The sequence below is a fragment of the Methanocorpusculum vombati genome, assembly GCF_026891935.1.
Lineage (GTDB): Archaea > Halobacteriota > Methanomicrobia > Methanomicrobiales > Methanocorpusculaceae > Methanocorpusculum > Methanocorpusculum vombati.
Genome location: NZ_JAPTGC010000005.1, coordinates 141,480 through 164,607 on the forward strand (window position 1 = coordinate 141,480; position 23,128 = coordinate 164,607).

General features: G+C 53.8%; 23 protein-coding genes. 15 read left to right on the forward strand and 8 right to left on the reverse strand.

Annotated features, from left to right (window positions below; genetic code table 11):
• Nucleotides 1-115: 115 nt before the first annotated feature.
• The 9 genes from amrB (at nt 116) to O0S09_RS05065 (ending at nt 9,308) form a co-directional block, all read left to right on the forward strand.
• Entirely contained in the window at nt 116-958 is an 843-nt protein-coding gene (gene amrB / locus O0S09_RS05025; protein WP_268922874.1) for an AmmeMemoRadiSam system protein B, read from the forward strand.
• On the forward strand, nt 958-1,830 hold the full coding sequence (mvk, locus tag O0S09_RS05030) for a mevalonate kinase (protein WP_268922875.1): 873 nt from the start codon (nt 958-960) through the stop codon (nt 1,828-1,830). Before amrB ends, mvk begins: the two co-directional genes overlap by 1 nt.
• Entirely contained in the window at nt 1,823-2,575 is a 753-nt protein-coding gene (locus O0S09_RS05035) for an isopentenyl phosphate kinase (protein ID WP_268922876.1), read from the forward strand. The genes mvk and O0S09_RS05035 overlap by 8 nt, the downstream gene beginning before the upstream one ends.
• 8 nt (nt 2,576-2,583) lie before the next feature.
• Nucleotides 2,584-3,672: a type 2 isopentenyl-diphosphate Delta-isomerase gene (gene fni / locus O0S09_RS05040; protein WP_268922877.1), complete on the forward strand. Its 1,089-nt coding sequence runs from the start codon at nt 2,584-2,586 to the stop codon at nt 3,670-3,672.
• 26 nt (nt 3,673-3,698) lie between these two features.
• Nucleotides 3,699-5,042, forward strand: a complete 1,344-nt coding sequence (locus O0S09_RS05045) for an RNase J family beta-CASP ribonuclease (RefSeq protein ID WP_268922878.1) — start codon at nt 3,699-3,701, stop codon at nt 5,040-5,042.
• Nucleotides 5,043-5,067: 25 nt separating this feature from the next.
• The gene (locus tag O0S09_RS05050) at nt 5,068-6,039 is read left to right on the forward strand and encodes a polyprenyl synthetase family protein (RefSeq protein ID WP_268922879.1); all 972 of its coding nucleotides are present in this window, start codon (nt 5,068-5,070) and stop codon (nt 6,037-6,039) included.
• 166 nt (nt 6,040-6,205) lie between these two features.
• On the forward strand, nt 6,206-6,856 hold the full coding sequence (locus tag O0S09_RS05055; protein ID WP_268922880.1) for an HD domain-containing protein: 651 nt from the start codon (nt 6,206-6,208) through the stop codon (nt 6,854-6,856).
• 104 nt (nt 6,857-6,960) lie between these two features.
• On the forward strand, nt 6,961-8,643 hold the full coding sequence (locus O0S09_RS05060) for a glutamate--tRNA ligase (protein WP_268922881.1): 1,683 nt from the start codon (nt 6,961-6,963) through the stop codon (nt 8,641-8,643).
• Between the two features lie 8 nt (nt 8,644-8,651).
• Complete coding sequence (locus O0S09_RS05065; RefSeq protein ID WP_268922882.1) at nt 8,652-9,308, forward strand: hypothetical protein; 657 nt, start codon at nt 8,652-8,654, stop codon at nt 9,306-9,308.
• Nucleotides 9,309-9,310: 2 nt separating this feature from the next.
• Here the strand turns inward: O0S09_RS05065 and O0S09_RS05070 are convergent, their stop codons facing one another.
• The 6 genes from O0S09_RS05070 to O0S09_RS05095 form a co-directional block, all read right to left on the reverse strand.
• A complete protein-coding gene (locus tag O0S09_RS05070; RefSeq protein ID WP_338148502.1) occupies nt 9,311-9,970 on the reverse strand; it encodes a DUF5714 domain-containing protein in 660 nt (219 codons plus the stop codon).
• Between the two features lie 198 nt (nt 9,971-10,168).
• Nucleotides 10,169-10,888: a DUF5714 domain-containing protein gene (locus tag O0S09_RS05075; protein WP_268922883.1), complete on the reverse strand. Its 720-nt coding sequence runs from the start codon at nt 10,886-10,888 to the stop codon at nt 10,169-10,171.
• Nucleotides 10,881-11,849, reverse strand: coding sequence for a deoxyhypusine synthase (locus O0S09_RS05080; protein WP_268922884.1), 969 nt, complete (start codon nt 11,847-11,849; stop codon nt 10,881-10,883). Before O0S09_RS05080 ends, O0S09_RS05075 begins: the two co-directional genes overlap by 8 nt.
• A gap of 259 nt (nt 11,850-12,108) precedes the next feature.
• Nucleotides 12,109-12,882, reverse strand: a complete 774-nt coding sequence (locus tag O0S09_RS05085) for a CBS domain-containing protein (protein WP_268922885.1) — start codon at nt 12,880-12,882, stop codon at nt 12,109-12,111.
• A gap of 164 nt (nt 12,883-13,046) precedes the next feature.
• Nucleotides 13,047-13,967 carry a CBS domain-containing protein gene (locus tag O0S09_RS05090; protein WP_268922886.1) on the reverse strand — a complete coding sequence of 307 codons (921 nt, stop codon included), beginning with the start codon at nt 13,965-13,967 and terminating at the stop codon, nt 13,047-13,049.
• A gap of 35 nt (nt 13,968-14,002) precedes the next feature.
• Nucleotides 14,003-14,506, reverse strand: coding sequence for a CBS domain-containing protein (locus O0S09_RS05095; protein ID WP_268922887.1), 504 nt, complete (start codon nt 14,504-14,506; stop codon nt 14,003-14,005).
• Nucleotides 14,507-14,897: 391 nt separating this feature from the next.
• Between O0S09_RS05095 and O0S09_RS05100 the strand changes: the two genes are divergently transcribed.
• The 5 genes from O0S09_RS05100 to gyrA all read left to right on the forward strand — a co-directional run bounded on the left by O0S09_RS05100 (nt 14,898) and on the right by gyrA (nt 21,669).
• Nucleotides 14,898-15,524, forward strand: a complete 627-nt coding sequence (locus O0S09_RS05100) for an Era-like GTP-binding protein (protein ID WP_268922888.1) — start codon at nt 14,898-14,900, stop codon at nt 15,522-15,524.
• Between the two features lie 7 nt (nt 15,525-15,531).
• The gene (locus O0S09_RS05105) at nt 15,532-15,906 is read left to right on the forward strand and encodes a DUF2073 domain-containing protein (RefSeq protein ID WP_268922889.1); all 375 of its coding nucleotides are present in this window, start codon (nt 15,532-15,534) and stop codon (nt 15,904-15,906) included.
• 33 nt (nt 15,907-15,939) lie between these two features.
• Nucleotides 15,940-16,320, forward strand: a complete 381-nt coding sequence (locus O0S09_RS05110; RefSeq protein ID WP_268922890.1) for a Zn-ribbon domain-containing protein — start codon at nt 15,940-15,942, stop codon at nt 16,318-16,320.
• Between the two features lie 875 nt (nt 16,321-17,195).
• Nucleotides 17,196-19,154, forward strand: a complete 1,959-nt coding sequence (gene gyrB, locus O0S09_RS05115) for a DNA topoisomerase (ATP-hydrolyzing) subunit B (protein ID WP_268922891.1) — start codon at nt 17,196-17,198, stop codon at nt 19,152-19,154.
• Nucleotides 19,144-21,669: a DNA gyrase subunit A gene (gene gyrA / locus O0S09_RS05120; RefSeq protein WP_268922892.1), complete on the forward strand. Its 2,526-nt coding sequence runs from the start codon at nt 19,144-19,146 to the stop codon at nt 21,667-21,669. The genes gyrB and gyrA overlap by 11 nt, the downstream gene beginning before the upstream one ends.
• Before the next feature lie 87 nt (nt 21,670-21,756).
• On the opposite strand, the gene O0S09_RS05125 is transcribed toward gyrA, so the two are convergent.
• The gene (locus O0S09_RS05125) at nt 21,757-21,960 is read right to left on the reverse strand and encodes a hypothetical protein (protein WP_268922893.1); all 204 of its coding nucleotides are present in this window, start codon (nt 21,958-21,960) and stop codon (nt 21,757-21,759) included.
• The gene (locus O0S09_RS05130; protein ID WP_268922894.1) at nt 21,957-22,454 is read right to left on the reverse strand and encodes a hypothetical protein; all 498 of its coding nucleotides are present in this window, start codon (nt 22,452-22,454) and stop codon (nt 21,957-21,959) included. The genes O0S09_RS05125 and O0S09_RS05130 overlap by 4 nt, the downstream gene beginning before the upstream one ends.
• Before the next feature lie 466 nt (nt 22,455-22,920).
• On the opposite strand from O0S09_RS05130, the gene O0S09_RS05135 reads away from it, so the two are divergent.
• Nucleotides 22,921-23,128, forward strand: a 208-nt coding sequence (locus tag O0S09_RS05135) for a hypothetical protein (protein WP_268922895.1), incomplete at its 3' end; no start/stop codon positions are given.

The window sequence follows — 23,128 nt, forward strand, 5'->3', positions numbered from 1 at the left end:
CCTGCCAAACCAACACATAACCACCTTCACACACCAATCCGCAATATCTCAATAGTATCTTTCGCGGATCGGCGGACGAAAACTTTGGTTACGGCATAAAACCCGTTTGATATCCATGAAAATAGAGGAATACCCTGCCGCCGGTACGGCGGATGCAGGCTGTCGGCATGCGGACCTTGCGGGAATGTTTTACCCCGGGAACGCAGAGGAACTGAGAGCCCTGCTTGATGCACTCTTTTCATCGACGGTCACGTCTGTAACCTCTCCGTACGGTGTGTTGGTTCCGCACGCAGGATACATCTACTCGGGAAGATGCGCTGCGTGTGCTTATGCGAAAATTCCCGAAACATTTACCGGTACATTTGTGGTAATCGGCCCAAGCCACGCAGGCTGCATGACCGCAACCGCAGACCTGGTCTGGGAAACACCGCTCGGCCCGGTTCTGCCGGACACCTCGCTCATCGCCGCACTGACTGCGGCGGGTATCCCGAACCGTCCCGACCTCCTGCGGGTGCAGGAAAACTCGCTGGAAGTGCAGATGCCTTTCATCCGCTACCGGTTCCCGCAGGCAAAAGTTGTGCCCGTCTTACTGGGTGACCAGTCGCTCACTGAAGTTCGCCGCGTGGCGGCTGCACTTTCCCGTGCAGTTGACACGGTGCATGCAGACGTTGTGATTATTGCCTCCGGTGACGGCTCGCATTATGTACCGGCTTCCGTCGCCGAACGCGACGACCTGACGGTTCTTGCCGCTGCGGCAAAACTTGACGTGCAGGCATTCTATGAAAAACTCATCGAGGTAAAACCGTCCATGTGCGGTTACGGCTGCATTGCAGCAATGATGCTCGCAGGAAAACACCTCGGCGCACGGGAGGCAAACGTGATCATGTACCAGACTTCGGGTGACGCAACCGGCGACAACCGGGAAGTCGTCGGATACGCAGCAATGGAGGTAGTCTGATGGCAACATGGAGTGCCCCGGGCAAAGTATTCCTCTTCGGCGAACATGCCGTGGTATATGGAAAACCCGGCATTGCAATGGCAATTAAGCCCCGTGTCATGGTCACCGTCCGCGAATCGCGTTACCACCAGAAACCCAACTCCCCCTACATCGCCGAATGCTTCCGGCTGATGGACGTCAAGGGAAGTGTATATGTCAGATCCCAGCTTCCGAGCTCCTCGGGACTTGGATCGTCTGCTGCGGTAACCGTTGCAACACTCTGTGCCATCAACGACGAGTTCGGCCTGGAAAAAAACCGTGCCGAGATCGCCGACCTCGCCCATCAGGTCGAGATGTCCGCCCAGAACGGCCGGGCCAGTGCAACCGACACCTACGTTTCCGCCTTCGGTGGCATGGTACTTGTCCGCGGCAACGAAAAACGCCGCCTTCTGCCGCCGCAGAACTTCTCGCTCGTTATCGGCAACACGCTTGTCTCGCACAGCACCTCTGAAATGGTGGGAAAAGTAGCGGATCTTCGCAAACACTCGCCGGACATCGCAAATCCCATCCTTGACTCCATTGCAGCGATCACCATGCGGGCCATGTACAATCTGGACAACCAGAAGGAACTCGGCAGTCTCATGAACATGAACCATGCACTGCTGGACGCTCTCGGCGTCGGTCATCCGGTTCTCTCCAAACTTGTTCTTGCCGCCCGCTCCGCAGGAGCGCACGGCGCAAAGACCACGGGGGCCGGCGGAGGCGGATGCATGTATGCCATCTGCTCCAAGAGTTCACGCAACCGCGTTGCCGGAGCCATCGAAGGATGCGATGCCCGCGCCATCATCACCACGATTGATACCGAAGGCGCACGGAAGGAAAAAGATGAGTGAAATTACCGTACTCAAACTCGGCGGAAGCGTTGTCACGAAAAAATCCGAAACGGGAGTAATTGACACCGCACGGATTCGTGAACTCGCGGCACAGATTGCACCGGTCGCAAAATCCGTGCCGCTTGTCATCGTACACGGTGCAGGGTCCTGCGGTCATCCGGAGGCAAAGCAGTACCGCATTCAGGAAGGCGTCACACAGTCCAACGCCGAAGGAATCGCCGTCACCCACTTTGCCGTCCGGCGGCTCAACGAAGAGTTCGTCTCACTCCTCCGTGCCGAAGGTGTTGACGCGGTCTGTATGCATCCGTTCTGCACAAGTCTTGCAAAGAATGGCCGCCTTGTCTACTCCGGCGAGGAACAGATCAAAGCACTGCTTGCACTCGGTGTCGTCCCGGTTCTGCACGGCGACGTAGTGATGGACACCGTTCGCGGAGCCTGCATCGTCTCGGGCGATCAGATCGTCCCCGCAATGGCAAAAGCCCTTGGCGCAACCCGGGTCGGTGTTGCAACCGACGTCCCCGGTGTTCTCGCCGAAGGCCGGGTTGTTCCGGTAATCACCCGTGAAAACGTTGGTGCAATCAATCTCGGCGACTCCGCAAACACGGATGTCACCGGAGGAATGCGTGGAAAAGTTGAGGAGCTTCTGCTGCTTGCAGATGCCGGCATCCCGTCGCACCTCTTCCACATCTCCCGTGTCATGGACTTCCTGCATGACCGTGACCACGGCGGAACAATTGTTCAGTAACGAAAATCATGACAAAAGAGAAACTTACCTCATCACGCAAGATGGACCATCTGCGTATCTGCAGCCAGACCGACATTGAGACAGGAACCGCACTCTTTGACGATGTGCATCTGGTGCACTGTGCCCTTCCGGAATGCGATATGGACGCAATCGATCTCTCGGTTGAGTTTCTCGGAAAACGTCTCGGATCCCCGTTGTTCATCGCGGCAATGACCGGCGGCCACCCGGACACTGCCGGAGTCAACCGTGTTCTGGCCGCGGCGGCAGAACGCTACGGTCTTGGCATTGGGGTTGGATCCCAGCGTGCTGCTCTGGAAAAACCGGAACTGGCGGACTCGTTTGCCATCGTCCGCGAGACCGCACCGCATGCGTTCGTCTGCGGAAACCTCGGTGCTGTCCAGCTGGTGGAGCACGGCACGGAATGGGCGGAACGTGCGGTCGAGATGATCGATGCAGATGCTCTCTGCATTCACTTAAACTTCCTGCAGGAGGCCATCCAGCCGGAAGGTGATCACTCCGCCGTCGGATGTCTGGATGCCGTCCGGCAGCTGTGCAAAGACGTGAAGTTCCCGGTCATCGTCAAAGAGACCGGGAACGGAATATCCCGTGAAGTTGCGTCCCGGCTCTGGGATGCCGGAGTCTCCGCCATTGATACCGGCGGTATGGGCGGAACATCGTGGGCGAAAATAGAAGGAATCCGTGCCAATGAGCGCGGGGCTGCCGGTGATAAAGCACTCCGGGAACTCGGTGATTCTCTCCTAACCTGGGGAGTTCCAACCGCTGTGAGTGTTTTTGAGGTAGCCGGGACCGGAACCGGACCCGTGATCGCAACCGGCGGGCTGCGGTCGGGTCTTGACATCGCAAAAGGAATAGCTCTCGGGGCAACCCTCGGGGGTATGGCGCTTCCCCTGCTTTCTCCTGCTCTGTGCGGCGAAGAGGAAACATGCAGAACCATTGATGCAGTGCATTACCAGCTTCGTGCGGCAATGTTCCTGACGGGTTCTCCCAATGTTTCCGCTCTTCAGCATGCAAGAACGTATATCACAGGAACACTGCGGGAGATGATCGGGCAGCAGCCAAATATGCGAATGTCCTAAGGTCTGAAAAACATCGGAGAAATAGAATGGTTGACATAGAAGTCATTGCTGTTGGCGGATACAACGAGGTCGGAAGGAATATGACCGCGGTCCGCGTCGGCAAAGAGATCGTTATCTTTGATATGGGTCTGTATCTTGACCCGATCTCAGGAAACAACAATGTAGAAATGGAGAATATGCACTCGCTGGATCTGATCCAGATCGGTGCAATCCCTGACGATACCGTAATGAACTCGGTCGAGGGCACGGTCAAGGCAATCGTCTGTACGCACGGTCACCTGGATCACATCGGTGCGGTCCAGAAGCTTGCCCACCGCTATAACTGTCCGGTGATCGCAACGCCGTACACCACCGAGCTGATCAAGCAGCAGATTGAGAGTGAACGTAAGTTTTCGGTAACGAACAAGACGTTTGCGCTCAAGGCGGGCGGCAAGTACACCATCTCGCAGCACATAACGCTGGAGTTTGTCCGCGTCCAGCACAGTATCATCGACTCTGTTATGGCGGTGCTTCACACGCCGGCGGGCTGTGTTGTCTATGCAAACGATTTCAAGCTGGACATGACGCCGGTCATCGGCGAGGCTCCGGATCTTGCACGTATGCGTGCGATCGGTAAGGAGGGTGTGAAGGTTCTGATTGTTGAGTCGCTGAATCTGGACGACCGCGGGTATGCGCCAAGCGAGCAGGTTGCCCGTCTGCGGGTGCGGGATGCGATTACCCGCTGCGAGGACGACAAGAATGCGATCATTGTCTCGACGTTTGCCTCGCAGATTGCAAGAATCAAAACCATCACCGAGTGTGCCCGCGAGATTGATCGTGTCCCGATTCTTCTGGGCAGATCAATGGAGCGGTACAACGGAACGGCCGAGATGATGAAGCAGGTTGCCTTCCCGCAGGGGACGAGTATCTACGGCAACCGCAAGACGACCGACCGGATGCTGCGCCGTGTGGCAAAGGAAGGAAAGGAGAAGTTCCTGCTGGTGGTTACCGGTCATCAGGGAGAGCCGGGGTCCATGCTGTCCCGTATGGCTGCCGGTGATACGCCGTTTAAGATCGAGAAAGGCGATAAGGTGATGTTTTCGGCAAACATTATTCCAAACCCGGTGAACTATGCCCAGCGTGCGGAGGTTGACAGACTTCTGCTGCGGCAGGGTGCAAGAATCTTTGACGGTCTTCATGTTACGGGTCACGCGTTTTATCAGGAGCATTATGATCTGGTTTCCATGCTGAATCCGGAACACATTGTTCCGTCGCACGGTCCGTTTGAGATGAAGGGCGGCTATGTGACGCTCGGCCGTGAGTTCGGTTACACGCTGAACAAAGAGATTCACATTATGCAGAACGGAGACCGTCTGGTTCTTCCGAAATAACCAAAAAAAATTGAGAGTGTGTAGTATGGAGTTATCCGAGTATCTGAAATCCGTTGCCGTAAAAGTTGATCAGGAGGCGGATGAGTACAGCAAAGCGACCGACACGACGCTGCAGAAGGCGTCCGCACATCTGCTGCTCGGCGGGGGAAAACGTCTCCGCCCTGCAATGGTTCTGCTTGCAGCAGACGCAGTCCGCAAAGGATCTTCGGCGGATATTTTTTCCGCGGCTCTTGCGCTTGAGTGGACACATACGTTCACGCTGGTGCATGATGATATCATGGACGGCGATTCGCTGCGCCGCGGAAGGCCGACGGTGCATGTGGTGTGGGACGAGCCTACGGCTATTCTTGCAGGCGATGTGCTGTATGCAAAGGCGTTTGAACATCTGTGTTCGGTGAAGAATGCAAGTCCCGAGTCGAAGGTTGCGGCGGTGCAGATGCTGTCGCATGCCTGCTATGAGATCTGTGAGGGTCAGCAGGAGGATGTGTCCTTTGAGACGCGGGATGATGTTTCTGCGGCTGAGTACCTGGAGATGGTCCGGAAGAAGACGGGTGTTCTGTATGCGGCGGCTGCCGGTATCGGTGCTGCTCTTGCGGGAGGCGACATGAAGCAGATCTCTGCGTTTTATACGCTTGGTCTGAACACAGGAATTGCGTTCCAGATTCAGGATGATATCATTGATCTGATGACGCCGCCCGCGGTCTCAGGAAAGGATCAGGCATCCGATCTCCGCGAGAACAAGCAGACGCTTCTTGCAATCACGGCCCGCGAGATGGGTGTGGACTTGTCGAAGTATCATAAGGATCACCTTTCCCCGGAGGAGATCGCAGAAGCAATTGCGCTTCTTGAGGAGTCGGGTGTTCTCGGGAAGGTCCGCGGTATCTCAGAAAAACTCATCGCTGACTCAAAGGCAGGCCTTGCAAGCGTGGTGCCGGAGTCGGAGGAGCGGGATCTGATCTTTGAGATGGTGGACTTCTTCATTACGAGAGGATACTAACCGACCCGCGAAAATCGTTTTGGGGGGATGAAAACGCCGCAGGCGTTTTCATCCCCGCACGATTTCACCGGCGCGGTCCACTCGCTTCGTTCGGTTGGTGTGGTTGATTCTTTTTTTCTGTGGTATTCCCTTGTATTCATATCGTTTCGGCGGCAATATCTTGGGAATGAATCCGGCAGATGTTTCCTCCGTCGTTCGGGACTATGTCCGTTCGGTCTCGCTCGGCGAGTCAACCGGTCATGACTGGTGGCATGTGGTTCGCGTTACAGGCCTTGCCGCAACTATCCGCGAAGCAGAAGGCGGAGATCCTCTGCGGGTCGAGCTGACTGCTCTGCTGCATGATGTTTTCGATGAAAAGTTCTACGACGGTGATGCCGGGACGGCGTTGTCCGGTCTTGTCGATCAGCTTGGTATTCGTGCGGTGTTTCCGGATGAGGTCTGGGACGGCATCATCTTTGACATTCTGCATCTCGGATTTGCGGGAGGGTTTGATCAGATGCCCCTGTCACCGGAGGGACAGATTGTGCAGGATGCCGACCGGCTTGATGCGATCGGGGCGATCGGTATTGCACGGGCATTTGCCTACGGCGGGGCGAAAGGCCGCGAGCTGTATAACCCTGAGGAGGGAATTGTGCCGGTTGCGACTGCCGCGGAGTACCGCACCGGCAGCCGTCATACCGTCAATCACTTTTATGAAAAACTGCTGCTTCTGCAAGACCGGATGAACACAAAAACGGCACGGAGGATTGCAGAACGGCGGCACCGGTTTATGGAAGAGTTTCTCGCCGAATTTTTTGCGGAGTGGGAAGGAGCGTAACCCCCGGGTCCGCTTCGGCAGCGTCATGCAATCCGGCACATTTGGCGTAAAGCTTTACGAGGACACAACTATAAACACCTCCCCCGCCAATATAGTTCCCGCAAATGTCCGATACAAATATTCGTGATGATATCTATCTTTTCGCACTGCAAAACGCAGTAAAGCACAAGTCCGTCCCCAAGGCAGGGGCCATTCTCGGTTCGGTCATGGGCGCACATCCGGAGCTTCGTCCGAAAGCAAAAGAGATCAACGCCATGCTGCCTGAGATCCTCGCAGAAGTGGAAGCAATGTCCGTTGAGGAGCGGGAAGCAAAACTCACCGCACTCTCACCCGAAATGATCGAGAAGATGCATGAGAAGAAGGAACGCGTGCACGAACTCCCCGACCTTCCGGAAGCAGAAGGCGGTGTTGTTATGCGGTTTGCGCCAAATCCGTCCGGCCCCCTGCACCTCGGACACGCCCGCGCATCGGTCTTAAACGACTACTATGTCAAAAAATACGGTGGCAAGTTCTACTACCGTGTCGAAGACACCGACCCGAAACGGGTTGATCCGGAAGCCTACGACATGGTCACAGAAGACCTCAGATGGCTCGGTATCGGCATCACCGATGTGATCTATCAGTCCGACCGGTTCCCGATATACTACGACCTCGCCCGCGAACTGATCACGCTTGGCGGCGCATACATGTGTACCTGCGACAACGACGAGTTCCGCGAGAAAAAACTGAAAAAACAGCCGTGTCCCTGCCGCAGCCTCAGTGTTGAGGAGAACCTGCGCCGCTTCGACGACATGCTCGCCGGAAAATATCCGGAAGGCGCAATCACCATGCGGGTCAAGACCGACATCGCCCATCCCGACCCCGCAGTCCGCGACTTCGCCGCCATGCGGGTACTCACCTCCACCAGACATCCCCGCCGCCCGGACATCTTCGTCTATCCGCTGATGAACTTCTCCGTCGCCATCGATGATCACCTGCTCGGCATGACGCACGTCATCCGCGGCAAAGACCACATTGCCAACACCCGCCGTCAGGAGTACATCTACCAGTATTTCGGCTGGAAGATGCCGCACTTCTACCATTACGGCAGAATGTCCATCGCAGGTCTCGAACTCTCCACATCCGGCATGCGTAAAGGAATCAATGAAGGACTCTACACCGGCTGGGATGACATCCACCTCGGAACCCTCCGTGCGCTTGCCCGCCGCGGCATTCAGCCGGAAGCGGTGCGGGCTGCGGTTGTTGACATCGGTATGGGCGACACCGATATCTCGTTTTCGTGGGAGAACCTGTTTGCCCAGAACAAGGCAATCATCGACGCCGACGCCGACCGTTACTTCTTTGTCCCGGACGTTGTCACGGTTGCGGTTGCGGACGCTCCGGCAATGGAAGCACACGCACCCATCTACCCGAACCAGCCGGAACGGGGCGTTCGTGTACTCGCGTTTACGGGCAGTGTTCTTCTGCCGAGATCAGAGATTGAGACCGGCAGAATGCTCCGCTTAAAAGATCTCTTTAACATCAGAATCACCGGAGAAGGCCGCGCCGAGTACGCCGGCAACTCCCTTGCCGAGGCACGCACCGCAAAAGCGCCGATTGTCCAGTGGCTTCCGGCGGGCGAGGGTATTCCCTGTTCGCTTCTGACCCCGGAGGGGACAAGCGAAGGGTACTGTGAGGCTGCCGTGCAGAAGTACGATCAGAAGATCGTACAGTTTGAGCGTGTGGGTTTTGCCAGAATCGATTCAGTGAAGGACGGGCAGGTCACTGCCTACTTCACCCACCGCTGATTTTTTTCATGTCCGCTGCCGGGGTCGCCGACCTTCTCTCGCATGCCGAAATTACGCCTGCGCATATCCGGTATGCCGTTCATCATCTGACGAAACCCGAACGTGCGGTACTGTATGACGCGGCAAATCCTCTGCACCGTTCAGTCACCGGAAAATATTTTGAAGCTCTGGTCTATGAACTGCTGCTCGGATCTGCGGAGTGTTCGGATGCAGTTGTCTCGGTTGCCGCGAAGTTTTCGGACGCTGTGTTTGTGTCGTATGACAAATATTCTCCGGACGGTCTGTGGTACTCCCGTGACGGCGGTATCCGGTTCCGTGTCGGCGGGAAAGTTGTGGCTGAGATGGATCTCCTGATCAAAACCGCGGACGGTGTCCGCGTGTTCGGCGAGGTGATCATCAACCCGTCGGGAGTTCGCGGGTTTCGCAGTGAAATATCCGCAAAGAAAAAACTGCTCGCCGATCTCTACGGAGACCCCGTCGAGTTTCTGATGGTTCTCGCTGCCGCCCCTCCGGCGGGTGGTGTGCGGTGCCTGGATGGATCGGATGCGTATGCTGTCGTTACGGGCGGGGATCATTCCTATGAAATGGTGCATCCGGGCGAGGTTATGAAACGAAAACTCTCACCTTCGGCAAGTACAAAACGGGTTGACGGAAAAGATTGGTAAAATTATACGGAGAAGTAGGGACAGCGTGTTCCCAGACATTCTCTGTTCAGTTTTGCATATTTGCAGTGGATAATCTCCGGCAGATCCATTTTTACGCCGAAGTACTCTTCCGCATGTTCTGCGGCAACCTTAATTGCAGTAAAGGTACTGCGTTTACAGCATCGTGGTCCCCCGATTTTGCCGATTTCCATGAGAGCCTGGGCAACCAGCCGGTTTCCTTCTCCCCACTCATCAACACTCAGGACTTTTGTTCCGGCAAGAACGGAGTAAAAGATTCCCGCACTTACCCCTGCCCCGCAGGATCCGGTTTCTACGCAGACATCTTTGGGAAGATAACTCGCGCGTCTGATAATTTCTCCCAGCACTTCCCTGAGATTAATGTTGCCGCCGCAGTTTTTGTAGGCGGCAGCAAGGGATGCGGCAACCGCAAAGTGATGGTTCTCCTCATGCATGAGGATTGCCGGACTGTCCATCATACTGATTACAATTTCAATGGGGTCTTTTGATTTGGTCCGCGTACACACCGAACGAATTATCGCCAGACCAGGGTTTTCACCACAGCTTTCGCAGATATAATGTCCAGCAGCGCACTGGATAACGTCGGTAAATTTTCTTCCGCAGATATCGCATTCCATCACTTTTGCAGGATGGATTATTTCCATCGGAGCACCGCAGAGTGCACAGATATCTGATTTTCTCTTTCCACCACTCAAGATACATCACCTTCACTTGACAGTTGCCGGAAATACACTCGGGAAGAGTTCTGCAAAATTCCAGCTCTCTTTCATTTCCGGGACTTGTCGGACAAGTAGTTAGTGTTTCTCTTCTCTCTATTTATCTCTATTTATTTCCGTATTACTTTAATAATCTGTAATGCTTGCGAAATAGGGGCAACGCTCTTTGTTACAGTCGGTATTGCGCTCCACGTATCCGCACCGTATCTTTTCCGGCATTTCAAGCTGTATGCCGAAATGTTCGGTGATGAATGCTGCTGCGGTTTCAAGGGAAAAGAACGTACAGCGTTTGCAGCACCTCGGCCCTCCGGCCTGGCCTATTTTATGCAGACATTCCGAGACAAGAAGATTTCCTTCTCCCCACTCTTTTATGCTCAGCGGTTCGGTTTTTGCAACGATCGAGTAGAAGATTCCGGCACTCACCGCTCCGCCGCTGGTTCCTGCGGTGGCACATATTCCGTACGGTACGGCTGATCCGCGTCTGATTGCCTCATCAATTGCGGTGTTGAGATCCACCTCGCCCCCGCAGTTCTTATAGGCTGCAAGAAGAGCTGCAGCAATGATTGCGTGATGGTCTGCTCCGTGCATATAGACCGCCGGACTGTTCATCATCATCACGGCAAGTGAAACCGGATTTTTTGATTTGGTGCTGGTACAGATGCTGCGGATTACTGCGGCGCCGGGGTGGTTCCAGCAGTCACTGCAGACGTAGTGCCCGTTGACGCAGGCGGTTGTGTCGGTGAAGGTCTTCCGGCAGATTGCACACTCCATTCTTTCCGGAGTATTCTTTGTGATCATCGGAAAGCCGCAGATCAGGCAGGTGTTGGGTCTTTTTTCTTCAGTCATGTTTTCTCACCACATCTGCTGCAATCAGTCCTGAGACGATAAGCGGCAGTGCGATGGTTACATCACAGAAGCATTGCAGTTTTTTTGCGTCGGGTAATTCCTTTCCCCAGCTAACTGCTTCTTCAAAGGTGCAGCCAGACAATCCGCCCCAGTGCGGCGCGTCAGTTGTGTACTGAATTGCATAGGAGTGACCACCGATATACTTTTCCATTTTCTGTGGAGGTATTACTTCAGTCTGTTGAATAAAGTTCTTGGGCGTTCCCCCTCCCAGATAGATGACGCCGGTCTTCTCCGCATCTTCGACGAACGCGGCAAGTTCGCTTGCGTCAGCGATCTGATCGATGACGAGTTTTGCACCGTTCCGGTATGCGGTGACCAGGCCGATACCGATTGCAGAGTCTGCAAGGGCCGGGACATGGACCGGCACATTGTGCTTCACACAGACGGCAAGGAGGCTTCTGCCTTCGGGCCGTTCGGCTGCAATCTTTTCTCCGAGGAGCCTGAGGAATGCGCGGCTGCTCAGCCGTGCGTCCCCGAGGGATGCACCGAAGTCACCGATGTAGTGTTCAACGTTCTGAAACTCCTTTTCGACGGCGAATACGTCGTAGATTCTGTCGATTCCGTTTTGGTAGAGTTCCTCGTCGTTGGTGAGATGAGTTCCTTTGTAGTGCCGGACTCCGAGGTGTTCGCAGATGTCATGGAAGATGTTTGCACCGGTCGAGACGATGGCATCCACATACCGGTGTTCTACAAGCTGAATGAGGCATTCCTGCATGCCTGCGGGGATCATCGCACCGGAGAGACCAAGAATGATTTTTACTCCGGGGGTTTCGATCATTTCTTTCCAGATATGATAGCTTTCACCAAGTTTTCTTCCCTGAAATCCGGTCTGGCTCATCCGCTCCAGCAGCTGGTCAATTTCTGCTGCCGGATACATGGGATTTGTGGGGTTATTCAGCATAGCAGTAAAAACGTTGGTCGGCAGGGTTTATACTGGTGACGAATTTGCAGGCGTTGTAACTTTATTTCTGAAGATCCCACGATTCGCACGGCAGAGCCTGTACGAATCGTGGGCTGAAATTCGATCAATGATGATCATTCATAGGCAATAAACGAATTTAGGTGCAACGCCGAATTTACATGTTCTGCGCGAAAGAGAACGTATTCTCAGATTTTTTCCTTGCGCTGCGTAATTTCTAAAAAAAGATGAATGAATCTGTTCAGAGCGCGTCAACCAGTGATTTGCGGGTGGCAAGGCCGATGACCTTCTCACCGTCTGCAATGGGGATGGTACTGATGTTCTTTGTAAGCATGAGATCCACCACCTTTGCTACTGGTGTGTTTGCCGGCGTCGTAATCAGCGGGCTTGACATGATGTCTGCCGCCGTCACGTTGCGCAGTGCGTTTTCAAAGTGCTTGTCTATCTCGCTCTTGAGTTTGACAAGGATCTTTGCAATATCCGTTTCGGTTACGATACCGACGGCTTTGTTTCCCTCCATAACGATGAATCTCGTTGCCCCGTCACCGACCATGCGGCGGTGCAGCTGGACAACACGGTCATCCGGAGAGATTCTTGGGGCAATCTCTACCATCGTATCGATGGATCCTTCGGGCTTTGCAACTTTGAGAAGATCACCGGTCGTCACCTGTCCGATTAACCGGTGCTCTTCATCCCAGACAACAACAATTTTGTATCTCTGGAGCAGCGGGACTAACAAATCCACGTCCTGATCCTGGTAAACCGAGGTGAAGTCCTCGCGGGTCACGCTTGCAACACGAATCTGTGATGCCGGAATGTTGCCGGTCTTTTTGCTTCCCATCTTCTCCGCAATGCTGCGGCGGGATGCGGTACCGACGACCACCCGGTCGTTTGTCACAACGATGGGGTCCACTCCTTCGGCAAGCATCTTGTCAAGGGCCTCAGGAATTAATGCTGATTTGGCGATTGACACGGGCTTGGACATTACATCCTTTACGGTTAACTTCTGGTTCATTTTGCTGCCTCCTGTATTTGGATTTTTTTGGTATTCGACATGATATGCGGGAGATTCTCCTGCAGCTTCCATTTTCCTGCAGTTCGTCTCCCGCCGCCTTGACTGGTTCGGCACCGGCCGGATCATCTGTTCTCTTTTTCAGAGCCTGCCGGTGCAAAGGAAACTTACATGTTTCCGGCAAGTCCTTTGACCAGATCAAACTCGGTTACAATACCGGTCAGTTTTCCTTCATCGATCACCGGGAACGCACCGATGCCGAATTCCAGCATCTCGCGTGCCACCTCGTTGATCTTTTCATCCGGCGACATGGTACGGATGTTTGCTCCGGTCATGAGATCCCGTACCGGCAGGTTGAGGACTTCGTCAACAGAGCCTGTCTTCATCTCGGAGAAGACCCGGCCGCGTCCGAGGTATCCCATGATGTCGGTCGCGGTGATCATGCCGATAAGGAGATCGTCTGCGACAACCGGCAGACGGCGGTAGTCGTGATCCACCATCTGCCGCGTGACACAGTTTATCGGGACATCGGGTGCAACCACCTTCGGGTTCTTTGTCATGATCTCGTCAACAATGAGGTCTGACTCGGTTCCGGCGAGCATCTTCATGATATCGTACTCGGTCACGATGCCTGCAATGGTGTTGTCAGGATTGGTGATCGGGAAACTGCCGTGTCCGCTCTTGACCAGCAGACAGATTGCTTCCTGAATTGAGGTCGACGGTGCGAGACTGTCCACCTTCTCGGTGGCAATTGTCCGGATATTGTCGTTTAATGCAGAAAGGAGGGAACCTTTGTGGCGGTTTGTGACAAGGTTGTAACGGCTTCCTCCTCCCATCATATTGATTACGTCGGTGATGGTGACAATGCCGATGAGTTTTTTATTTCCGGGATCGGTGATCGGCAGACGCCGGAAGCTGTGCCGGCTCATCATCTGCACACCTTCAATGATACTCATCGTCGGGGGAACGGATATTACGCTGGTTGTTGCAATGCCCAGGAGACTGCTTTTCCTGCCGGCTGATTTTGTTTTTCCTTCAGCATTCGGAATCCGGGGGTTCCCCTTCTGTTGTTTTGGAATGGTTGTCATAGTGTTTTTTCATGTAAAGTGATCATCAGACTGTTTTAGATCCGTTCCTGCTCGCGGCAGTTCGGACATACCAGAATGCCGTCGACGGGCATGAGGTCTGCAGACATTGCGCCGCAGACCCCGCACATCCCGCTCTTGTCGTCCGGACGGTTGATCACGAGAAGTTCGGTTATGATCTCGTTGATCTCATTGGTGACACCGAGCAGGTCACGGACGGTTACAATGCCGGTCACGTTTCCGTCTGCGTTTGTGACAGGCAGTCTTCTCACTTTATGCTCAATCATTTTTTTTGCTGCAACGGAGACCGGCATCTCCTCGTCCACGGTGATTAAGGGGGAGCTCATGACGTCTTCCACGCGGACGGAGCCCGGCAGAAGATTTTTTGCCATTACCTTGCAGTTGAAGTCCTGTTCGGTTACGATTCCTCTGGGGCTGCCGTTTTCGGTTATGATGCAGCTGCCGACATCGTCCCTGCACATGAGGGCCGCAGCTTCTGCGGTGGTTGACCCTATGGAAATCAAGGTCGGGTTCGGTCTCATTATTTCTATCAGTCGTATATTTCCCCGGTTCTCCGGGATCTCAGGATGTATTCTCATCAGACTCATTTCACCTCCTCATGGTTTTTCTGGTGATTATTGAGTAATACTCCTTCCCAGTATAAATTCATTATCTTTTGAGCCCTTTTCAAAAATAACGCGCGGAGAATTCATCGTTTATTCTATGGGAATCCGGCATCACCTGCGGTTTTTCTTCTCCGTTGCGGGAAGTATATATACTCTGTGGGGATTGTATTTTATAGAAGTGATGATCATAGATAGAAAGTATTGGGCTTTTCTTTTTGTCTGACGTCTGTCCGGCAGTTCACTTCGAACATGAACGTTTATATTCCTTTACAACCGAACTACTACGTATCCCAATTAAGGTGTTTTCATGGCAGTAATGACGCGTATAAAAGGCTTTTTCTCAAAGCTGTTCGGTAAAAAACGGTCGCGTGTTGGAATCTACGGTCCGCCGAATGCCGGTAAGACCACGCTTGCCAACCGTATTGTCCGTGATGTAACGGGTGAGGCAATCGGTCCCGTGAGCGAGGTCCCGCATGAAACCCGTCGTGCCCGGAGAAAAGAGGGTGTTGAGATTAACAGCGGCGGCAGCAAACTCCTGATAGATATTGTGGATACTCCGGGAGTTACCACCAAGATCGACTACCACGAGTTCCTTGAATACGGTATGGATCAGGACGAGGCGGTTGCCCGTGCCCGTGAGGCAACGGAAGGTGTTGCCGAGGCTATGCACTGGCTGCGTGAGGATATTGACGGTGTTATCTATGTGCTGGACAGTACCCAGGATCCGTTCATGCACGTGAACATTATGATGGTCGGCATTATTGAGTCACGCAAGCTGCCGGTCATTATTGTTGCCAACAAGATTGATCTGCCTGATGCATCACCCCAGAGAATTAAGAGCGCGTTCCCGCAGCACCCGGTTGTGATGGTCTCCGGTCTTGAAGGAAACAACATGGATGATCTGTATGCGAAGATCTCCGAGGTATTCAGGTGAGACAAAAATGATTCAGGGCGTTCAGATTGATATGCTGTCAAGCGATCGCTTGAGCCGGATGACGTCAATGGAGAAGATTCGTCTTATTCTTGATGATGTCCGTCAGGGTTACATTGTTGTTCTGGAGAAGGGTCTGACTCCTGAGGAGCAGGGCAAACTTCTGGAGACAACGATGATGGAGATCTCTCCCGGAGGATTTTCGGGTATTGAGATCGAGACGTATCCGTCCAGCGGAGGTTCAGAGGGAGGTCTCTTCTCCAAACTGTTCGGCGGAGGCAAGAGTCCTGCCGGCAGACTGATGGTGATCGGTCCGGTCGATCAGCTGAAGATGCTTACCCGCGAGAAGGACCGCCTGATTGCCTGGGCGTCTGCTGCACAGTAAACACCATTTCGTTCATCGAACAAAAATACAGCCATGCCACATAAGTGTACTCAGTGCGGGCGCGAGTTCCGCGACGGGTCGGTGGAGATCCTTCGCGGATGCCCGAGTTGCGGCGGAAAGAAGTTCCTCTACGTGAGTGACCGTGTGCGCAATGCAGATGTTTTAGAGGAGAAGAGCATCGCTGATATTGCGCAGGAAACAAAGCAGGAGGTTCTTGAGATCAGAAACCAGGGGCCGGCATCGCGGCCTACGGATATTCTGGAGCGGGTGGAGAGTGTCCGTATTGTGAGTCCCGGCAAGTATGAGCTGAATCTTGAGCGGCTTGCCGAGTCGCAGGACATTATCATCGGGGTTGACGACGGGAAGTATATGCTTGACCTGCCGTCGATGTCGAAGAAGAAACAGAAAAAGTGAGAATATCTAACAACCCCTTTTTTTCAGGATATTGTGTCGCCTTCGCTCGTCGCTTGCCATTGTAGGTGAGTTAGTGGTGAGTGGGATGGTTGGGAAAAGAAAACGCGAGATTTCGCAGATGCGCCTACCGGTGCCGAGTCGCATTTTCTTTTCGTAGCTTGCCATTGTAGGTGAGTGAGTGGTGAGTGGGCAGGATGAAAAAAGAGAACGCAGATAACGCAGATGCGCCTAACGGCGCGGCTTCGCTCATCGCATTTTCTTAACGCTGCTCGCCATCCCGCCCAGAGCTGGGCGGGCGGCGTTGCTGTCGCAAACGCAGCTAAAAATGCTCGCGAAGCTTTTTTTCTGCGTAGATGCGTTATTCTTGTGTCTTCCTTTAATTACGACCAAACATACTCGCGACACTGGCTCAGGATACGGGACAAGTGGGAGCTTCGCGAGCATTTGCCGTCGCGCTTGCGACGCATCTGCGTTATCTGCGTTTTCTTTTTCATCGTGCCCACTTACCACTAACTTACCTTACAACTCGGAGCCGTTAGGCGCATCTGCGAAATCTCGCGTTCTCTTTTTTCATCTTGCCCCTGCCGAGGACTCCCGACTATCTTAGATCATTGCGGCTCTGCCGTGCGAGTACAACGCCGCCCGCCCGGCTCTGGGCGGTATGGCGAGTGACGATCCATTCGTAAGGAATACCCAAGGGGAAGAGACAACGCCCTTTCTTCCAGCAATCTAATAAGCATTCCGCACTAATATAATAAGGAATAATTATTTTTCAGACTGCGCCCTGTTATCCCGCGTGGTTTTGAAAAATAAGTTAACTATTTGGGAGAAACATCTGCCCGCCGGGTGGTTCTTTCCAAAGGAGATCACATTTAATGACCGACAATTACGATGCGTCTCACATCACCGTTCTCGAGGGTCTTGCCCCGGTGCGTGAACGCCCTGCCATGTATATCGGCAGTACCGATACCCGTGGTCTGCACCATCTTGTCTATGAGGTTGTGGACAACTCCATTGATGAGGCTCTTGCCGGATTCTGTAAACACATCTCCATCACCCTGAATCAGGACGGTTCCTGCACGGTTGATGATGACGGACGCGGAATCCCGGTTGACATTATGCCCAAACAGAACAAGAGCGCCCTTGAAGTGGTAATGACTGTTCTGCATGCCGGCGGAAAATTTGATAAAAACACCTATCAGGTCTCGGGAGGTCTGCACGGTGTTGGTGTTTCCGTGGTCAATGCTCTTTCCACGAAACTGACCGTTGAAGTGTACCGGGGAGGAAACGTTTATTCAATGGTATTCTCCCGCGGCGGTCTTGTGCAGAAGCTGGAGAGCCGTCCGGTGACGGATGCCGAGTTCCGCGAGAGGCGCACGCGTCTGGATGCTGCCGATGCAGAGACTCCGGAGGATCTTACCGGTACGCGCATCACCTTCCAGCCGGACGGAACGATCTTTGATACGACGCACTTCGATTACGATGTTCTTGCCCACCGGTTCCGGGAACTTGCCTACCTGAACAAGGGACTGGAACTCCGGGTTGCGGATCACCGCACCGGCGATGCTGATGTGTACTGCTATGAAGGCGGTCTCCGTGAGTTTGTTGCCCACCTGAACGAGGGCAAAGAGGTGCTGCACAACGATATCATCTACGTGGATCGTTCCGACGAAGAAAATAAGATTGAGGTTGAGATTGCACTGCAGTACAACCAGACCTACAGCGAGACGCTGTTCACCTTTGTGAACAGCGTCAACACCCGTGAGGGAGGAACGCATCTGGAAGGATTCCGGTCAGCACTTACCCGCGCCATCAACAACAGTGCCCATGTAAACAAGCATCTGAAAGAGGATGTCTCGGTTAAGGGTGAGGATGTACGGGAAGGTCTCACTGCTGTCATCAGCGTCAAGATTGCAAATCCGCAGTTTGAAGGCCAGACAAAGATGCGGCTCGGCAACAGCAATGTGAAGGGCCTTGTGGACTCCATGGTCTATCAGGCACTGACGGAGTTCTTTGAGGAGAATCCGAAGGTCATTGCATCCATCGCCAAAAAAGCACAGGAAGCGGCAAATGCCCGCGAGGCAGCCCGCCGTGCAAAGGAGCTTGCCCGGAGAAAGAGTTCTCTGGAGATGTCGGGTCTTCCCGGCAAACTTGCGGACTGTTCCGAGCGCGATCCGGCAAAGAGCGAGATCTATATCGTGGAGGGAGATTCTGCAGGCGGTTCTGCGAAGCAGGGACGTGACCGGAAGTTCCAGGCGATTCTGCCGCTCCGTGGTAAGATTCTGAACGTGGAAAAGGCAATTGAACACAAAGCCCTCAAGAACGCCGAAATCCAGACGCTGATCTCTGCGGTCGGTGCCGGATACGGCGAATCATTCGATCCTGAACGTGCCCGGTATCACCACATCGTTATCATGACCGATGCGGATGTGGACGGGGCACACATCAGAATCCTGCTTCTGACCTTCTTCTACCGGTACATGAAGCCGCTGGTTGAGCTTGGCTATGTGTATGTTGCCCAGCCGCCGCTGTTCCGGATTGCCAAAGGTAAACAGGAACGCTATGTCTATACCGAAGAGGATATGCGCAGTGCGGTTGCCGAGTTCGGCGAGAAAGGTGTTGCCGTGCAGCGGTACAAGGGTCTTGGTGAGATGAACGCCGGCCAGTTGTGGGATACGACCATGAATCCGGAGAACCGGATTTTAAAACAGGTCAGAATTGAGGATGCAAGTTATGCAAACGAGATCTTTGAAAAACTCATGGGTGATGATGTGATGCCGAGGAAGGATTTCATTAAACGCCATGCAGGGGAGGTGAAGAACCTTGACATCTGAGGAGCAGGCACCTGTTGTTGAGAAGATCACTCATCGGACAGAGCCGGTGAACATCGAGGACGAGATGAAGAACTGTTTCATCGACTATGCGATGTCGGTTATCATTGGTCGTGCGATTCCGGATGTGCGTGACGGTCTTAAGCCGGTTCACCGCCGCATTCTGTATGCGATGTTCCATGATGAGAACAATACGAGCGATAAAGCCTACAAGAAGTCGGCAAAGGCAGTGGCTGCCACCATGGGTAATTATCACCCGCACGGTGATGCGGCGATTTACGATACGCTCGTGAAGATGGCACAGCCGTTTTCGTACCGGTATCCGCTGGTGGATGGTCAGGGTAACTTCGGTTCGATTGATGGTGATTCCGCAGCAGCATACCGGTATACGGAGGCCCGTCTGACAAAGGCGGCCGAGTCGCTTCTTGAGGATATCGATAAGGAGACGGTGGATTTTGTTCCGAACTTCGATGAGTCTTCGCAGGAGCCGGATGTTCTGCCGAGCAGGATTCCCAATCTTCTGGTAAACGGAACAACCGGTATTGCAGTCGGTATGGCAACTAGTATGATGCCGCATAATCTCGGTGAGGTCTGTGATCTGGTTGCGGCGTTCATTGATAAACCGGATATGCCGATCGAGGAGATGATGAAGATTCTTCCGGCGCCGGATTTCCCGACGGGCGGTATTATCATGGGTACCGACGGGGTGCGCAATGCGTATCTGACCGGTCAGGGTAAAGTGGTTGTCCGCGGTGTTGCCGAGGTTGAGGAGCGGAAGAAGAACTATGAGCAGATTGTGATTACGGAGATTCCGTATCAGGTGAACAAGGCGGTGATGATCGAAAAGATTGCTGATCTTGTGAAGAACAAGCAGATTGAGGGTATCAGCGATCTGCGTGATGAGTCTGATAAGGATGGTATCCGGGTGATCATTGAGCTGAAGCAGGGTGTGCAGGGTAATGTGATTTTAAACCAGCTCTATAAGCACACGCCGCTGGAGAGTTCGTTTGGTATCACGAACCTTGCGATCGTTGAGAAGAAGCCGATGATTCTTTCGCTTGCGGAGATTCTTCGTCATTTTATTTCTCACCGGATGTCGGTTGTCCGCAGACGTTCGCAGTTTGATCTGCGGAAGGCTGAGGAGCGTAAGCATATTCTGGATGGTCTTCTGAAGGCGCTGGATATGATCGATGAGGTGATCGCGACTATCCGGGGTTCTCCCGAGGTTGCGGCGGCGCAGGTTGCCCTCGTTAGTAAGTTTGGGTTTTCCGAGCCGCAGGCGGATGCAATTCTGAAGATGCAGCTGCGGCGGCTCGCTGCTCTGGAACAGCAGAAGATTATCGATGAGAAGAATGAGCTTCAGGTTATCATCGATAAGCTGAACTGGATTTTAGCTTCCGATGAAAACATTCTGTCGGTCGTGAAGGAAGAGACGGCGGAGATTCGCGGAAAGTATGCGGATGAGCGCCGGACGAAGATTGATTATTCGGCGAACACGGATATGGATGTTCTGGACTTCATTGAGGACAAGCAGGTTCTGGTGATGCTGACTTCGCAGAATTATATCAAGCGGATGCCGCTTGATTCCTGTCGCCAGCAGCGCCGCGGAGGCCGCGGTGTGACGGGTATGACGACGAAGGACGAGGATTCGGTGGATAAGGTGTTCCTTGCAAGTACGCATGATTATCTGCTGTGTTTCACGAACCGCGGCCGTGTCTACTGGCTGCGGGTGCATGAGATTCCGGAAGGTTCGCGTCAGAGTAAGGGTAAAGCGATTGTGAATCTGCTGAATCTGACGGATGAGGATGTTACGGCGGTTATTCCGCTGCGGAACTTTGAGTCGGATAAGTGTCTGTTCTTTGCAACGAAGATGGGCAAGGTCGGTAAGATGTCTGAGGAGTTGTTCTCGCGCCCGCGGTCCGGCGGTCTGATTGCGATGACGATTCTTGAGGGAGATGAGCTCGTGGACGTGATGGTAACGGACGGGTCGTGCGATGTTGTTCTGACGACATGGCTTGGTCAGAGTCTGCGGTTTAGTGAGGATGAGGTGCGGTCGACCGGTCGCGGTGTGCAGGGTGTGAAGGGTATCACTCTGCGCCGCGGTGATTCGGTCCGTGCGCTGACGCTGGTTGAGAAGGATCATCTGCTGACGATTACGGAGGGAGGTTACGGGAAACGGACTGCCTTTGATGAGTTCCGCGGCAAGGGACGCGGGACGATGGGTGTCCGCAATATTGTGACGAATCTTGAGCGCGGCGGGGTGGTTTCTTCACTTGCGATCGGTGATGATGAGGAGATTGTGATTACAACTGCGGGCGGTGTGGTGATGCGCACGCAGGCAGGCGACATTTCGATTCAGAAGCGGAGCACCCAGGGTGTCCGTATCATCCGGGTGGATGAGGGTGATAAGGTCACAAGCATTGCGGTTGTTCCTGCGGATGAAGAGGAGGAGGAGTCTTCCGAGTCTCCGTTACCGGAGGATGCGGAGCAGCAGAGTCTGTTCCCTGATGAGGAGTAATCCTCTTCCCCATTATTTTTTTTCAAAAAGTGTGCTCCGGTTTGGAGCCGGAGATTTTTTTTATTTTGTCGGTTTCTGCCGGGGTTTTTATAGTCCCATTCTTTTGCGCATTCCTTCGGGTACGTGTTCTACGTAGGGTCTTTGTATTCCGTGGTTTTTCATGGCGGATGCGACGTTTGTTCTGGTGCATCCGAGCATTTCACATATTTCGCGGATGCTGTATCCTGATCTGAGGAGGTTGAGGAGGATGTGGCGGTCGGCGAGTTCGGGGTAGTGGTACCAGCATTTCATGGTGTTTTCCGTGGGATGATTTTTGGGCGTGCGGGTTTGTGGCTGGTGATGAGGTAGGGTTCTGCTTCTTCGGGCCGGAGGATTTTTTGGAGGTCGCCGATGTTTGCGCAGGCGAGGGTGTCGGTTCGTGCGGGGTCGGTTTTTCGGGCGAGCCGGTAGAGTTCGGTTCTGCCGATGATTTTTTCTGCGTCGGTTGCTTTGAGGTGGATGATTTTTTGGTAGGTTGCGGGGAGGTTTTTTCGGAGGAGGTCGAGGTTGATCCTGCGGTACGGGATCTGCGGCTGGAGGAGTTCGTACTGCGGGTTCTGGAGGTTGTTGGTGATGATGGCGGTTACTGCGGTGTGGTATTGCGCGTTCATGAGGGGGATGAGGGCGGCGAGGGCGTTTTCGAGGTCTTCACACCAGAGGGCCTGTTCGTAGGTGTCGGCGGGTCTGGGCCAGTGGGGGAGGATGGCGGTGTTGAGGAGGTCGGCGGGGGTGATCTGGGGGGTCATGGTTTTTTTATCCTTGGTTTGTGTGGTTTTTTGTGTGATTTTTTTGTGTTTGTTGGTCTTTTGTGTGTGGGCGTGTGGCATATTTCCGCTGTTTGTTGGTCTTCTATGTGGGTAAGACGAGGAAAGATCAACGCGAGATTTCGCAGATGGCGCCTACGGCGCGGAGTCGCAAGCCCGTAGGTCTTGCTCCGCTCCCCCTTGCGGGGTCGCCTTCGCTCGTCGCATTTTTTTAACGCTGCTCGCCATCCTGCCCGGAGCCGGGCGGTTGCTCGTTGCAATCGCACGGCAGAGCCGTGCTCCACTCCCCCTATCGGGGTCGTTATCGCAAACGCAGCTAAAAATGCTCGCGAAGCTTTTTTGCTGCTTGGGAGGTTTGTATTGCTTCGCGAGCATTTGCCGTCGCGCTTGCGATAGCAACGCCACCCGTCCGCTCGGACGGGATGGCGAGCGACGAAGAGCAAATGCGATGAGCGAAGCAGCGGCGCGAAGCGCCGCATCTGCGTTATCTGCGTTTCCTTTTTCATCCTGCCCACTCCGGAGATTCTCACACTATCTTAGATCATTGCTGTTCATGGGGAGTTTTTTAGTTCACGTCAATCTGCGTGAGGATTCCCCGCAGTCCCCGCTGATGATTTCATCCACGGGTGGTTCCAGTTCGGGACCGTTTTTCCGTT

Coding starts and splice junctions, on each gene's coding strand:
- O0S09_RS05090 (WP_268922886.1), bottom strand. CDS start 13,967: ATGACAACCATTCCAAAACAACAGAAGGGGAACCCCCGGATTCCGAAT.
- O0S09_RS05045 (WP_268922878.1), top strand. CDS start 3,699: ATGGTTGACATAGAAGTCATTGCTGTTGGCGGATACAACGAGGTCGGA.
- O0S09_RS05105 (WP_268922889.1), top strand. CDS start 15,532: ATGATTCAGGGCGTTCAGATTGATATGCTGTCAAGCGATCGCTTGAGC.
- mvk (WP_268922875.1), top strand. CDS start 958: ATGGCAACATGGAGTGCCCCGGGCAAAGTATTCCTCTTCGGCGAACAT.
- O0S09_RS05125 (WP_268922893.1), bottom strand. CDS start 21,960: ATGAAATGCTGGTACCACTACCCCGAACTCGCCGACCGCCACATCCTC.
- O0S09_RS05130 (WP_268922894.1), bottom strand. CDS start 22,454: ATGACCCCCCAGATCACCCCCGCCGACCTCCTCAACACCGCCATCCTC.
- fni (WP_268922877.1), top strand. CDS start 2,584: ATGACAAAAGAGAAACTTACCTCATCACGCAAGATGGACCATCTGCGT.
- O0S09_RS05100 (WP_268922888.1), top strand. CDS start 14,898: ATGGCAGTAATGACGCGTATAAAAGGCTTTTTCTCAAAGCTGTTCGGT.
- O0S09_RS05060 (WP_268922881.1), top strand. CDS start 6,961: ATGTCCGATACAAATATTCGTGATGATATCTATCTTTTCGCACTGCAA.
- gyrB (WP_268922891.1), top strand. CDS start 17,196: ATGACCGACAATTACGATGCGTCTCACATCACCGTTCTCGAGGGTCTT.
- O0S09_RS05070 (WP_338148502.1), bottom strand. CDS start 9,970: ATGGAAATAATCCATCCTGCAAAAGTGATGGAATGCGATATCTGCGGA.
- O0S09_RS05050 (WP_268922879.1), top strand. CDS start 5,068: ATGGAGTTATCCGAGTATCTGAAATCCGTTGCCGTAAAAGTTGATCAG.
- amrB (WP_268922874.1), top strand. CDS start 116: ATGAAAATAGAGGAATACCCTGCCGCCGGTACGGCGGATGCAGGCTGT.
- O0S09_RS05080 (WP_268922884.1), bottom strand. CDS start 11,849: ATGCTGAATAACCCCACAAATCCCATGTATCCGGCAGCAGAAATTGAC.
- O0S09_RS05065 (WP_268922882.1), top strand. CDS start 8,652: ATGTCCGCTGCCGGGGTCGCCGACCTTCTCTCGCATGCCGAAATTACG.
- O0S09_RS05035 (WP_268922876.1), top strand. CDS start 1,823: ATGAGTGAAATTACCGTACTCAAACTCGGCGGAAGCGTTGTCACGAAA.
- O0S09_RS05055 (WP_268922880.1), top strand. CDS start 6,206: ATGAATCCGGCAGATGTTTCCTCCGTCGTTCGGGACTATGTCCGTTCG.
- O0S09_RS05075 (WP_268922883.1), bottom strand. CDS start 10,888: ATGACTGAAGAAAAAAGACCCAACACCTGCCTGATCTGCGGCTTTCCG.
- O0S09_RS05095 (WP_268922887.1), bottom strand. CDS start 14,506: ATGAGACCGAACCCGACCTTGATTTCCATAGGGTCAACCACCGCAGAA.
- O0S09_RS05110 (WP_268922890.1), top strand. CDS start 15,940: ATGCCACATAAGTGTACTCAGTGCGGGCGCGAGTTCCGCGACGGGTCG.
- O0S09_RS05085 (WP_268922885.1), bottom strand. CDS start 12,882: ATGAACCAGAAGTTAACCGTAAAGGATGTAATGTCCAAGCCCGTGTCA.